This window comes from Phyllobacterium myrsinacearum (genome assembly GCF_014138285.1).
GTDB classification, from domain to species: Bacteria; Pseudomonadota; Alphaproteobacteria; order Rhizobiales; family Rhizobiaceae; genus Phyllobacterium; species Phyllobacterium myrsinacearum_A.
This window is the reverse complement of the sequence record NZ_JACGXN010000005.1, coordinates 22,691-36,282: the sequence shown is the minus strand read 5'-3', so window position 1 is coordinate 36,282 and position 13,592 is coordinate 22,691. Positions and strand designations below refer to the sequence as shown.

At 54.5% G+C, this 13,592-nt stretch carries 12 protein-coding genes; 5 read left to right on the top strand and 7 right to left on the bottom strand.

The genetic code is table 11. From position 1 onward, the window contains the following. The first annotated feature begins 2 nt into the window (after window positions 1-2). Window positions 3-710: an SDR family NAD(P)-dependent oxidoreductase gene (locus tag FHW16_RS16340; protein ID WP_182550295.1), complete on the top strand. Its 708-nt coding sequence runs from the start codon at window positions 3-5 to the stop codon at window positions 708-710. Window positions 711-771: 61 nt separating this feature from the next. On the opposite strand, the gene FHW16_RS16335 is transcribed toward FHW16_RS16340, so the two are convergent. Further along, a complete protein-coding gene (locus FHW16_RS16335) occupies window positions 772-981 on the bottom strand; it encodes a cold-shock protein (protein ID WP_182550294.1) in 210 nt (69 codons plus the stop codon). A 575-nt stretch (window positions 982-1,556) separates the two neighbouring features. On the opposite strand from FHW16_RS16335, the gene FHW16_RS16330 reads away from it, so the two are divergent. The 4 genes from FHW16_RS16330 (at window position 1,557) to FHW16_RS16315 (ending at window position 4,837) form a co-directional block, all read left to right on the top strand. Beyond that, window positions 1,557-2,459 (top strand): amino acid ABC transporter substrate-binding protein, encoded by a 903-nt coding sequence (locus FHW16_RS16330; RefSeq protein WP_182550293.1) that lies wholly within the window; start codon window positions 1,557-1,559, stop codon window positions 2,457-2,459. A 193-nt stretch (window positions 2,460-2,652) separates the two neighbouring features. Continuing rightward, a complete protein-coding gene (locus tag FHW16_RS16325) occupies window positions 2,653-3,387 on the top strand; it encodes an amino acid ABC transporter permease (protein ID WP_182550292.1) in 735 nt (244 codons plus the stop codon). After that, window positions 3,387-4,079, top strand: a complete 693-nt coding sequence (locus tag FHW16_RS16320) for an amino acid ABC transporter permease (protein ID WP_182550291.1) — start codon at window positions 3,387-3,389, stop codon at window positions 4,077-4,079. The genes FHW16_RS16325 and FHW16_RS16320 overlap by 1 nt, the downstream gene beginning before the upstream one ends. A 20-nt stretch (window positions 4,080-4,099) precedes the next feature. After that, the gene (locus FHW16_RS16315; protein ID WP_182550290.1) at window positions 4,100-4,837 is read left to right on the top strand and encodes an amino acid ABC transporter ATP-binding protein; all 738 of its coding nucleotides are present in this window, start codon (window positions 4,100-4,102) and stop codon (window positions 4,835-4,837) included. Window positions 4,838-5,015: 178 nt separating this feature from the next. Here the strand turns inward: FHW16_RS16315 and FHW16_RS16310 are convergent, their stop codons facing one another. The 6 genes from FHW16_RS16310 to FHW16_RS16285 all read right to left on the bottom strand — a co-directional run bounded on the left by FHW16_RS16310 (window position 5,016) and on the right by FHW16_RS16285 (window position 13,505). After that, entirely contained in the window at window positions 5,016-7,031 is a 2,016-nt protein-coding gene (locus FHW16_RS16310) for a putative 2-aminoethylphosphonate ABC transporter permease subunit (protein ID WP_182550289.1), read from the bottom strand. After that, window positions 7,015-8,184, bottom strand: coding sequence for a putative 2-aminoethylphosphonate ABC transporter ATP-binding protein (locus FHW16_RS16305; protein ID WP_432652040.1), 1,170 nt, complete (start codon window positions 8,182-8,184; stop codon window positions 7,015-7,017). The genes FHW16_RS16310 and FHW16_RS16305 overlap by 17 nt, the downstream gene beginning before the upstream one ends. A 66-nt stretch (window positions 8,185-8,250) precedes the next feature. Next, window positions 8,251-9,273 carry a putative 2-aminoethylphosphonate ABC transporter substrate-binding protein gene (locus FHW16_RS16300; protein ID WP_182550287.1) on the bottom strand — a complete coding sequence of 341 codons (1,023 nt, stop codon included), beginning with the start codon at window positions 9,271-9,273 and terminating at the stop codon, window positions 8,251-8,253. Between the two features lie 269 nt (window positions 9,274-9,542). Beyond that, on the bottom strand, window positions 9,543-11,000 hold the full coding sequence (phnY, locus tag FHW16_RS16295; RefSeq protein WP_182550286.1) for a phosphonoacetaldehyde dehydrogenase: 1,458 nt from the start codon (window positions 10,998-11,000) through the stop codon (window positions 9,543-9,545). Window positions 11,001-11,018: 18 nt separating this feature from the next. Next, the gene (gene phnA / locus FHW16_RS16290; RefSeq protein WP_182550285.1) at window positions 11,019-12,275 is read right to left on the bottom strand and encodes a phosphonoacetate hydrolase; all 1,257 of its coding nucleotides are present in this window, start codon (window positions 12,273-12,275) and stop codon (window positions 11,019-11,021) included. A gap of 27 nt (window positions 12,276-12,302) precedes the next feature. Beyond that, entirely contained in the window at window positions 12,303-13,505 is a 1,203-nt protein-coding gene (locus tag FHW16_RS16285; RefSeq protein WP_182550284.1) for a 2-aminoethylphosphonate--pyruvate transaminase, read from the bottom strand. Window positions 13,506-13,592: the final 87 nt, after the last annotated feature.

Below are 13,592 nucleotides of genomic sequence, written 5' to 3'. Positions count from 1 at the left end.
CCATGACGCAATCCATTCTTATTGTGGCGGCCGAACGTGGGCTTGGCCTTGGGCTTGCGCAGCAGTTCTTCAACCGGGGTTGGTCTGTTGTCGGCACCGCTCGGGCGGGCTCGGATACAAGCGCCCTTGAGGACATCGGCAGAACCGATCCAAACCGTTTGGCAATCGCAGCAATCGACGTCACCGATGCGACGCAGATCGCGCCTTTTCTGGCATCATTGGCGGATCGTCGTTTCGACGTCATCTACCTCAACGCTGGCATCTGGGGTGCGTTCCACCAAAGCGTGACCGAAGCAACAGATGAAGAATTTGCTGCGATCATGCTGACCAACACCTTTGGGCCTGCCCGTCTGGCGCGGCATCTTCTCGGCAGGCTCATCATGCCTGGCGGCACACTGGCCTTCATGTCTTCTCATCGGGGCAGCATCACCATGAATGTGGAGGGCGGACTCGAGCTCTACCGGACAAGCAAGGTCGCACTGAACATGCTCACCCGCGGCATCTTTGCCGACAACAAGGAAAAAGGATTGACGGTGCTCTCAATCCATCCCGGCTGGGCGCGAACGTCAATGGGCACACTCGACGGTGCCATCGAGCCGGAGATCGAAGTTGAGCCCAGTGTTCGCGGAGTCGCGGATGTCGTTGAGACCCATATGGGTACGGGAGAGAATCTCTATCTCGACTATCAAAACAATAGGCTCGACTGGTAGAGATTATCTGTGATTGCCAGTTGATCTTCCCGCCATTGCGGCGGGATGATCGTGTGCCGGTTCAATCCGCACTTAATTGGTCAGCCGACATTTTACCTGACCGGTTGTCACGCACCAGTTCGTAATTAATCTTCTGACCATCATTGAGACTGCGTAATCCCGCACGCTCAACTGCCGAGATATGCACAAATACATCTGCACCGCCGTCGTCAGGCTGGATAAAACCAAAGCCTTTTGTTGAATTGAACCATTTAACTGTTCCTGTGGCCATGGTGAACCTCCCTCTGGCGGATTTGATAAGTATCGCGCGAAGAACACGATGGTCACTTTTAGTATTTTTTATGCCAGAGCGTAAAGCCCCAAAGGGCGTTGCCCTGACGGGCAGCTGCCTTTGCATAGAATTCGATTGATGCATAGACCACGTGCTGTTGCTGCCTACAAACGGTTCAAGAATTTCAGGCACAACGTCTCGCTAATCGCATTCCTGCTGGTGTGGCGGCAGTCGTCGATTGCTTCCTCTGCGATAGGAGTTGTCTTGGCACATCAATCAATGATCGCTGCTCCAGCTGATAAATCAAAGGTAAGAATGTGGGCGAAATTCTCTGTTGCCCCGTTCTCCACAATTTGTAAATCGCGATTGAAAGCAATGAGCAAGCAGCGGCGCGCAAAAGCCTTCTTGGCATTGGATTCGCTGATCCGAACCGAAATGCAGGGCCCGCTTACACACCCTCAAATCCCTGTGACTACTCAGCAGGTAAACTGTCCATGTTCGTAAAACGGGAGCGTAAGCGCTTTTCAAATGCCCCGAATGCGGCCATAGTCACCGCGTTCGAATTGGAGGATTAAATGAAAAAAATTCTGATCGCTGCAACAACGATGTTTGTTGCTTTTGGGTCAGCGGCATATGCTGACGGAACTCTCGACAAGATCAAGTCATCTGGAAGCATCACGCAGGGTGTAAGAGAGTCTTCCGGGTTGGCCTATACACTCGGCAATGGCGTCTACACTGGTTATCACTATGATGTCTGCCAGAACATCATTGCTGACATCAAGAAGAAGCTCGGACTGGAAAAACTGGAGATCCGGTATCAACCCGTCACATCACAGAACCGCGTGCCATTGGTTCAGAACGGTACTGTCGATCTCGAATGCGGCTCGACAACGAACAACACAGCGCGCGCAAAAGACGTAGCGTTTGCTGATACCGTCTATGTCGAGGAAGTGAAAATTGCTGTCCGCGCTGACTCGAGCATCAACAAACTTGAGGATCTGAGCGGTAAGAATGTGGCGACCACGACGGGCACCACCTCAGTACAGACTCTGCGTAAAAACAAGCGCGGCAAGGACATTACGTTCAACGAGGTATACGGCAAGGATCACGCCGACAGCTTCCTGCTCTTGCAGAGCGGTCGCGCGGACGCTTTCGTGATGGATGCGTCGATTCTGGCAGCCAACATTGCCCGGGCGCAGAAGCCTGCGGATTTCAAGATTTTGCCGGAAGTGCTTTCTGTTGAGCCTATTGCCATCATGATCCGCAAGGACGATCCTGAGTTCAAGAAGGCGGTCGATGAAAGCGTCGTGGAACAGATCAAGGCCGGCACGATTGCCAAGCTTTATGACAAGTGGTTCATGCAGCCAATCCCGCCGAACAATGTTTCGCTGAACATGCCGGCATCGGAAGCAACCAAGGAAGCATGGGCTAATCCAAACGATAAGCCGACTGAGGAATACAAGCAGCCTGGTCAATAAGGCCGGATTGTCAAAAACTTGAGTCTGAATAACTTGGACGCGGTAACCCCGGTGGATATCGCGTCCAGAGTGGTTTAAAAGGGCCGTCCTTTGACACGCCAAACGGTCCGGCCATGAGTGTTGCTTCTGTGGAATATCTGCCGCTGCTTCATTCGGGCTGGCTAGTTAGAGATTGATTTGTGGGCGAGAGATAATGACATATTGGCAGGACGTGTGGGATCGCTGGCAGTTTCTGTGGGAAGATCGGGGCGACGGTGTCACCTACTTTCAATGGATGATATCTGCCTGGGGATATACGGTTGCGGTAGCAGCTACCTCCCTCGTCATCGCCCTGGTATTTGGCATTCTCATCGGCACATTGCGGACGATTTCCGGGCATAGGGTTATCTCTGCGTTCGCAGCGGCGTGGGTTGAGTTGTTTCGCAACATCCCCATTCTCGTCCAGCTCTTTATCTGGTTCTTCGTGATTTCGGAGTTGGTCCCAGGTATGAAGAGCTTGCCAGGCTTCGTTCTCGCCTGCTGCGCTCTCGGTTTCTTCACCTCGGCCCGCATTGCGGAACAGATACGTGCAGGTATCCAGGCATTGCCTGCGGGCCAGCGCAACGCTGGTCTGGCCGTCGGCTTTACCCAGTTCCAGACCTATCGCTATGTGATTCTGCCGCAGACCTTCCGCATCATCATTCCCCCGCTGACGAGTGAAGCCATGAATATCGTCAAGAACTCGTCAGTAGCCTTTGCGGTATCGATTCCCGAGCTGATCAGCTTCGCCATGCAGACGCAGGAAGAGACCTCGCGCGGGATCGAAGTCTATCTTGCGGCGACGCTGCTGTATGCGCTGACCGCGCTCATAGTCAATCAGGTTATGTCCTTCCTGGAGCGGCGGACCCGAATACCGGGCCTGACGCCCCAAGCACAGGGGGCGCACTGATGTCTACGCTTGATTTTTCATTCTATACCTGGGCCAATATCAGCAATTACCTTATCAGCGGCCTCTACTTCAGCGTCTCTCTTACGATCGCCGCCACGATCGGGGGCATCGCTCTGGGAACAATCATTGCGCTGATGCGCCTATCCAACATCAAGCCGTTGGAATATGTGGCGACCTGGTACGTCAATGTGTTTCGCAGTGTGCCGCTTGTGATGGTGCTTCTGTGGTTTTTCCTGCTGGTTCCCTCGGGCTTTTATGATCTGTTTCCGGGCGAGACCGGCCAGAAGTACCGAGCCGAAATTTGCGCCCTGATTACGTTCATCGTCTTTGAAGCCGCGTTCTTCAGTGAGATCGTGCGTGCCGGTATTCAATCCTTGCCGCGCGGGCAAATGAACGCGGGACAGGCCCTTGGCATGACCTATGGACAGAATATGCGCTATATCATCCTGCCCCAGGCGATCCGCAACATGCTGCCGGTGTTCCTGACCCAAACCATCGTGCTCTTTCAGGACACGTCACTGGTCTATGCCATCGGCGCCTATGACATTCTTAAGGGATTTGAGATCATGGGCAACACGTTTGGCAGGAGGATCGAAACCTATCTGCTTGCCGCGGTGGTCTATTTTGCCATCTCTTTTACCTTGTCCATGCTCGTAAAGAGCCTGAACCAAAAAATCCGCATCGTGCGCTGAACTAAAGGACATCAATCACAATGATCGAAATGAAGAGCGTTTCCAAATGGTATGGCGCGACTCAGGTCCTCAACGACTGCTCCGTCAAGATCAACAAGGGGGAAGTCGTCGTCGTCTGCGGGCCCTCCGGTTCGGGCAAGTCCACCCTGATCAAGACCATCAATGCCCTGGAGCCCATCCAGAAAGGCGAGATCTGGGTCGACGGCATCGCTGTCCACGACAGGGCCACGAACTTGCCGAAGATGCGCAGTCGCGTGGGCATGGTCTTCCAGCATTTCGAACTGTTTCCGCACCTGTCTGTGGCTGACAATCTCACCATTGCCCAGGTCAAGGTGCTTGGGCGCCGGAAAGATGAAGCAAAAAAACGCGGCCTGCAGATGCTGGAGCGTGTCGGCCTGATAGAGCACCAGCATAAATTCCCTGGTCAGCTTTCTGGTGGCCAGCAGCAGCGCGTAGCCATCGCTCGCGCGCTATCGATGGATCCGATTATCATGCTTTTCGACGAGCCTACGTCGGCACTTGATCCAGAGATGGTGGGTGAGGTGCTTGATGTCATGGTCGGTCTTGCCTCAGAGGGCATGACCATGATGGTGGTAACACACGAAATGGGTTTTGCCCGCAAGGTCTCAAATCGCGTCATCTTCATGGACGTCGGCGGGAGAATTCTTGAGGATACAACCAAGGACGAGTTCTTCGGCAATATTGAGGATCGTCAGCCACGTACCCGTGAATTTCTCAACAAGATTCTACAATATTAACGCAACACGCCCGGTCAAATTGCCAGTGAACGTTGCCCGGGCAAGAAAGGTCTCGAGGCCCCTTGCCGGTCAGCGGCTTCATTCGCTTTGCGCACAAGGCGCTTTGGACAATCTCAACCGCTCCTGCTGCTTGAGCCCGGATTGAGCTTAGGTCCCAGCCGAATAAACACCGTACCCATCAGCCACGGCTGCGCCATGCCTGGGTTCGGGAAAGCACGGCACGTGACAGAAATGCATGAACAAGGCGTGCCACCACATTGGTGTAGAAGATCATCATCCCCATAGCGGCCGCCGGCGCAATATCGCCGGCATCGTCCATGTTCAGCACTGCGACTGATGCCAGAGCCGTATCCGTCGAATAGATGAAGACCACAGCCGAGACTGTCGTCATCGCGTTGACGAAGAGATAGATTGAAATGTCCAGAATGGCCGGCAGACACACGGGGACTGTCACTCGTGCAAACAGCTTGTAAAAAGGCTGTTTCAATGAAGACGCCACGGATTCAAATTCACCATCAATTTGCTTGAGCGCCGTCAGAGCGGTCAGATGGCCGACCGTATAGAAGTGCGTGATGGTGCAGATGACCAGAATGGCCATCGTGCCATAGATGGGATGCAGCGGATTGGCCGGATTGTTGAAGAAAAAGATATAGGCAAGACCCAGCACCAGGCCCGGCACAGCCATGGGCAACATTGCCAGGAAGTGAAACACGGCGCGGCCCTTCCAGAACCCTTCCGTCTTTTCCACCATGTACGCACCGGTGAAAACGATAATCGTTCCGAAGATAGCCGTCAGCCCAGAAAGCTGGATAGAGTTTTTGTATGATCCCCAGCCACCGCCATCCATATGGTTGAAGGCAAAATTCTTCAGGCTTGGAGTAAGATCATAGGGCCAGAACTTGACCAGCGCCGCCAGCTGGCAAACCAGCAATATGCCGATGATGAACGCAGCCACAAGGCTGCACCACCCAAGGCACAAGCGATCGAACTTCCGGTTTGGCTTCGGCGCATAGGGAACGGAGCGGGCCGAAAGCAGCGCAACCTGTTTTTTCTGAACAAGGCGGTCGACCAAAAACGCAGCAAGAGCCGGTACGAGCAGGATCACCGAGACAACCGCACCCATTTCAAAATTCTGCTGGCCGATAACCTGCTTGTAGATATCGACGGCCAGCACATTGTACTGACCGCCGATCACCTTGGGCAGCCCGAAATCGGTGATCACCAGCGTGAAAACAACGAATGCCGCCGAGATCAATCCGAAACGAGCCCCCGGGATGGTGACTGTCCAGAATGTCCGCCATTTGCTTGCACGCAACGACGCGGCCGCCTCGTAGTGGCGTTGATCGGAAATGGCGAGCGCAGTTGAAATAATGATCAGCGCGTGCGGAAACGTAAAGAACACCGACCCGATGATGATCCCAAGCGGTCCATAGATCGAGGCGCCAAAAAGCACATCCCTGATCATGCCCTGATTACCAAACAGATAAATCAAGGCAATGCCCGGCAAAAGTGATGGTACAAGGATGGGCGCCATCGCGATCAAGCGAAATACTCCCTTGAAACGCATGCAGCTGCGACTGATCGCATAGGCGAAACCAAAGGCGATACCCACCGTTAAAGCCGTACTGATGACAGCGATAAACAGTGAATTCTCGATGGAGCGAAACAGCGTTGGCGTGGAGAAATAACTGACATAATTACCGATGCCAGTCGAGCGTGCCGATCTGAGTGCAACTCGGCGAAACGTGTTGGAATCCAGTTCCTGCCATTCGGTTCCGCGATGCAGGTCCGAGCCTATCAGATAGGCTGCGTCATCGGTCGTGCCGCGTATCCTGTACTTCACCGGACTGCGAAAACTGAAATCGGGAAAGAAGCTTGTCGCCGCGAGTCTGCCATCGGCATTGGTTGCCAGCTTATCCCGTGTGAGAACCGAGAGCCGGTCATTCAGCACTGCGGCAGTTGTTGTTTGGCCGAAATGGCCGGCCGCATCGCTTACCTGAAACTCGTACCGAGTGAGATCAAAACTGTAGGTCGAGAATGATTTCGACAGCATCACATAGAGCGGCGCGGCGAGCGAGACGATCAAATAGAGCGAGATGACAACCATCAGACCGCGCTTGACTAGATCATCCCGGTCGAGCCGCTGGCGCGGCAAACTGCCTGATGGCATGAGCGTGTCAGTGACCGCTGCCATGGTCACCTCCTTGCGGGAATACCAGAAGCCGCTCTGCAGGCAGTTCTACCGTTAGAAAACCACCTTCGGCGAGGCCAAGACGGCGGGCGGCATTAATCGAGAAATCGGCAAACAGAACTTCGTCGCCAAGCTTTTTACCACGCAGGCGTGTCCGCCAGAAGGAGCCAAGAAACTCCATCTCGCCGATAACCACGTCGATGAGATTATGCGCCTCTCCAGATTTGAAACCGGTTTCGTGGGGGATCACATCTTCGGGACGGATGGCAGCAATAACGGGCTGGTCTGCATCAAAAGAATGTGGTGCGCAGCGCAACTCGCCTGTGCCAAAAGCCACGCCATTCTTGTTCGTTGCCCGCGCTTGAAGCTTGTTGGTTTCGCCAATGAAATCCGCAACGAACAAGGTCTTCGGATGCCGATAGATTTCCGTGGGGGTGCCTACCTGTTCGATCACGCCGTGGTTCATGACCACGATACGATCAGCCATGGACAAGGCTTCTTCCTGATCATGGGTCACCATGATTGTCGTCACCCCGAGCTTGCGCTGCAGTTCCTTGATCTCGTGACGCAGGTGTACCCGTACTTTCGCGTCAAGAGCCGACAATGGCTCATCGAGCAACAACAGACCGGGAGAAATGGCAATGGCGCGGGCGAGGGCGATGCGTTGCTGCTGGCCGCCGGAGAGTTGTGAGGGATATTTGTTGGCTTGATCCGGCAGGCCAACAAGGGCCAAAAGCTCTTTTACCCGCGCCTCGATTTCAGCCTTCGGCCGTTTTGTGTTCTCGAGACCGAAGGCGATGTTCTTCGCAATGGTCAGGTTGGGGAAAAGCGCATAGGACTGAAAGACAATGCCATAATCGCGTTTTGATGGTGGCAAGGTGGAAATGTCTCTTCCGCCCTGCCTGATCGTACCTCGGCTTTGCAGATCAAGTCCCGCGACAGCGCGCAGAAGGGTCGTTTTTCCGCAACCGGATGGACCCAGGAAGCAAACAAATTCTCCCTCCTTGATATCGAGGGAAACATCCTTCAGGGCATGGAACTCACCAAACGCCTTCCATAAATTCGAGATTTGCAGATAGGCCGGATTACTGGATGGTGCCATTGGGCGCACCTCGGTGGGTATTGCCGTAGAAGGAGCAAGCGTTTCATGTCTCATCGGGCACCTCGCAAGGATTGACGGAGGACGCCGCATGGACGGCGCCCAGTTCAAATGCAGAACGCCCTAGCTCTTGGGTTCCGATTTGGAATCGTAGCGGGTGCTCCATTCCTTGAGGATCGCATTGCGGTTGCTGGCGGCCCACTCAAAATCATTCTTGATCATCTTGGAGGCAACATCCGGCGGCAGGTTTTCGACAGGTTTGGCAACACCTGGCATCGCCAGTACGGCATAACCGACATTGTACATCTCATTGGCCTTCTTGCTGATCGACCAATCCATCAGCACCTTTGCCGCATCAAGCTTCGGTGTACCTGCAATGATAGCGCCAGCTTCTGCTTCCCAGCCCGAGCCTTCTTCCGGGAAAATGATGTCGATCGGTGCTCCGGCGGACTTTGCCTTGGCGCCAGGAAACTCAAAAGAGACGCCAATGACAGTCTCGCCAGCACCTGCCATCTTGCAGGGCTTCGAACCAGAATGGGTGTAGCTTGAAATATTCTTGTGCAGCCCGTCCATAAACGCCCAGGCGTCTTTCTCTCCGAAGAGCTGCAGCCAGGCAGACACATCAAGGAAACCCGTCCCCGACGATGCTGGATTCGGCATCACAATATGGTCCTTGTACTCAGGCTTTGTCAGATCTTTCCAGCTCTTTGGCGGCGTCAGGCCAAGCTTCTTTGCTTCGACGGTATTATAACAGATGGCCGCGACATAGGCGTCCATGCCCACCCAGCTTGGCGGCGTGGAACTGTCGACAAATTTCGGATCAAGTTTTTCGACCCCGGCCGGCGCATAGGGCTCCAGCATACCCTCGCCCTTCAGCATCAGCAGAGAAGATGCAGCAACACCCCACACAACATCCGCCTGCGGATTGTCCTTTTCAGCAAGAAGTTTTGCAGTCATCACACCGGTGGAATCGCGCACCCAGTTGATCTTGATATCGGGATGATCGGCATTGAACGTATCCGCATAACGCTGCAGATCGACGGCCTCGAAGGCGGTATAGACGGTCAATTGGGTCTCGGCATAGGCAGCCGATGACAGAAGCGTAAAGGCAAGGGCGGCAAGCGCCACAGATTTGTGCGTGTTCATGACTTTGTTCCCATTTTTAAAGATCGGCTTATGCCATTTTGCTTGGGAAAGGTTCGCCGCCGTCAACTGAGAAATGCCTCATCTTGCCAGAATGCGCCCGGTCCATTCGTCAATAGTGAGGAACGCTCTTCGATAAGTAAAATCTATTTATCTGATATTATTGTTGGAAAAATCGATGATGTGACTGATAATAAAAACAGAAAAAATCCAGCATTTACAAAAGAAAAGAGAGCGCACAGCGCTCTCTCACGTCTAAAATAGCGTACCATTCAAGACCAGGGCAACGAATAGGTCTTGATGTTCGTGTAGCTCTTCATGGCTTCGGAAACGCCTTCCTTGTAGCCATTCCCGGAATCCTTGATGCCACCGAACGGAGACATTTCAATACGATAACCCGGCACCTCCCAGATATTCACTGTGCCAACGTGGAGACCCGCAATGTATTTTTGCATACGGCGAAAATCATTGGTGCACACACCGGACGAGAGGCCAAAAGCAGTGGAATTGGACAGCGCGATCAAGGCATCGTCATCATCCGGAGCACGAATAATCGGAATGATCGGGCCAAATGTTTCTTCCATAACAAGCTCCGAAGCATGCGGGACGTGATCGACGACAATCGGTGGTAGCAAAGCACCTTGTCGGCCAGGATTGTAGAGAATCTCTGCGCCCTGCTCTGCAGCCATGTGCACCCGTGCTTCGAACAAGGCGGCTGCCTTCTCGTGAACCACAGTTCCAAGATCGGTAGAGCGATCCATCGGATCGCCGAAGCGGAGTTTCTTCGCCCGTTCCAGTACCAGCGGCACGAACCGGTCAGCTACCTTTTCCTGACAGAGGATACGCTTGACTGCCGTGCAGCGTTGTCCGGAATTCTTGGTCGCTCCGGCAACCGCAAGGTCGGCCGCCTTGGCAAGATCGTCGTCGCTCAGATCATTGAGAATAATCAGCGGATCATTGCCACCAAGTTCCAGCACAGCACGCTTGTAGCCCGCCGTGTTGGCTATCATCTTGCCAACAGGCACTCCCCCAGTGAAGGTGATGAGTTCGATGTTCGGATTGGTGATCATTTCCATGCCGATATCGGCGGGCCAACCGGTAACAACGGACAGCATTTCCGGCGGGAGCCCCGCGTCGTACAGGATGTCGGCCAACACCAGAGCTGTCATCGGCGTGAGTTCCGTAGGCTTGCAGACGACACAATTATTTGTGGCGATAGCCGGCGCGATCTTATGCGACACCATGTTGAGCGGATGGTTGAAGGGCGTGATCGCCGAGATAGCCTGTAAAGGCTCGCGCATGGTGAAAATTTTGCGCGCTTTGCCATGTGGGGTCAGATCGCAGGAGAATATCTGGCCGTCATCCTGGATGCACATCTGCGCCGAGAGTGTAAACACGTCATAAGCGCGCCCCACCTCATAGAGTGAATCGGCTTTGGAGATACCCAGCTCCAGGGTGATCAGATTGGCAATTTCCTCCCTGCGGCTGGCAAGCGCCTCAGCCGTGCGGAATAATATCTGCTGACGTTCATACCGCGTCAGCTTGGGTTTATAATTGGCGGCAATCTCAAAAGCCTGCCGTGCATGCTCCGTGCGGCCTGCCGGAACAGTACCTATCACCGCATTCGTATAGGGGTAGTGAACCTCGATGACATCATCCGCATCGACCTTCCGCCCTGCAATGCGCATCGGCTCATGCCGCACTTTGAACTCTGCTTCCACCCTGACCATAATCGTGTTCTCCGTGGCTTATGCCAAAGCCGCGGCCATGGCGGCATAATGGAAGGCATCGAAATTGCGCAGCACGGGCGTACCCGGCAGATCAGGCAATTTGCGGTTGACAATAAAAGGCACCACCTGTTCGGTCAGACCGCCATGCGAACGCAACGGTTCGTTGAGCGCTGCAAGATCATGCCGGTGCTCACTGGTGCCGAGTGTCTTGTTCTCCGTGGAGAGGAAAACGATGTCGCCAATACGGTCATTGGGCAATTCGAAACGCTCACATGCGGCAGCATTGTCGAGCACCACATCAATGCCTTCGATCTTCGCCAAACGCGCCATGATGCCGGCTTGATCAGCACCCTCCGGCAAATAAGCTGTTGCAAACGAACCAAGCGCCCCGTGGTGCACCACGTAAGGATCCGTAATCGGGAGAATGACGCGGGCCGCATCCTTGCCCAGCCATTCGTCCAGCAGATCCTGAACGTAGACGACGTCTGGTGATCCATCCGCCTTGTGCTTTGGCTTCATGCCGTGATCCGCTGTAACAACAATCGCTGCGCCAAGCGCATCAAGTTCAGCCAGATATTTATCGAACATCTCATAGAATGCGTTGGCTTCGGGAACACCCGGCGCATATTTGTGCTGCACGTAATCCGTCGTTGTCAGATACATCACATCCGGCTTGAAGGTCTTGAGCAGTTTAACACCGGCGGCAAAAACGAACTCCGACAGTTCCGCTGAATAAACTTCTGGCACGGGTCTGCCGAGCCATGCCGATGCATTGTCGATGCCATGCTCCGCCTTGGTCGACTGGTCGGACTTTTCCGACGAGAAGCAGATTGCCCTATCATCATCAAACGCCAGACCATGGCCGAGCAGGGCACGCAACTTGTCCTTTGCCGTTACTACAGCCACGCGGGCACCTGCATCGTAATAGGCCTTGAAAATGGTCGGCGCGCGCAGGAAGCGCGGATCATTCATCATCACTTCCTTGCCGGTCTCACGCTCGTAGAGGTAGTTGCCGCAGATACCGTGTACTGAAGGCGGGCGTCCCGTCGCAATCGACATGTTGTTCGGATTGGTGAAGCTTGGGATGACGCTATGCGCCATGCGCACGGTGCCCTTCTCCTTGATCCTGACCAGAGCGGGCATCAGCCCCGCCTTGATCGCCTCATCGAGATAGGCGGGCTCGCAACCATCAAGACAGATCGCGATTGCTGTCACACGCGGCCAGGCATAACTGCGGCCGTTGACGCTGACATTGACGGGGGACATCTGGTTCATCGGGGTATTCCTTGTTTATGAAGCGGTTCAGGCGGCAAGTTTGGCGCGCTCTGCGATAGCCGCAGCGGGAGGCGCCGCGGTATCGACACCCATCTCGCGCAGGGATTCTCCGGCAGCTTTAACAACGCGGCGCATAACGTGTTCATCCATGCGGCCAATGCAACCGACGCGGAAACTATCCACGACGGTCAGCTTGCCGGGATAGATGATAAAGCCCTTGTCCTTCATCAATTCATAGAAACGATCGAACGAAAAATCCGGATGGGCAGGGTTGAAGAAGGTGACGATGATCGGAGAGAGCCAGTGGTCCTTGAGCAGGGTTTCAAAGCCAAGCTCGCGCATGCCCGCAACCATCACATCGCGGTTGTTTGCGTAGCGCGCACCGCGTCCGGCAACACCACCTTCAACTTCGTGCTGACGCAATGCCACAAGGAAAGCGGCAACCACGTGGGTCGGTGGCGTGTAGCGCCATTGCCCTGTCTTGATCAGATGCGCCCACTGCGCATGCACATCGAGGCTGAGTGAATGGCTGCGGCCCTTGGCGGCTTCCAGTTCACTTTTGCGGGCAATGATGAAACCAAAACCCGGGACGCCTTCAATGCACTTGTTGGCGGAAGAGACCATGGCCTCATAGCGGATTTCATTCACATCGAGCGAGATGGCACCAAACGCACTCATCGAGTCGATCAGCAACTTGCGCCCCTTGCCATAGACGGTTTCCGAAATCTCATGCACCGGATTGAGGATACCGGAACTGGTCTCGCAGTGAACGATGATCACGTGGGTAATGGCAGGATCGGCATCGAGAGCGGCTGCGACTTCAGTTCCGCGTGGCGGCATGTAGTCGCCCTTGTCGATCACCGTATGGGCCCGGCCAAGATAGTTCAGCGTTTGTGCGATACGTTGACCGTATGCTCCATTGACCAGAACAAGTGTTTTGCTATCCCGCGGCAGGAAGCTGCCCAGCATGGCCTCAACGGCGAATGTGCCGCTGCCCTGCATGGGAATACAGTCAAATTCATCATTTTTGTCGCCCGTCAGCGCGAGGAGACGGCGGCGCATTTCTGCGGTCATGGCGCGAAAATCGCCATCCCACGAACCCCAGTCGCGCAGCATCGCCTGTTTAACCGCGTAGGAGGTAGTCAGCGGGCCGGGTGTCAGAAGATAAGGTTCGCCGAGTTCTGGCGTATCGAACGGGGCTTCCGCTGCAATCGGGTGTCCGGCCAACATGTCATTTCCTCCTGACTGGCATGGTCTGCTCTTGCCAATCATTTCCCACGGATGCGATATATATGTAAAATCGTTATTTTGTATCGA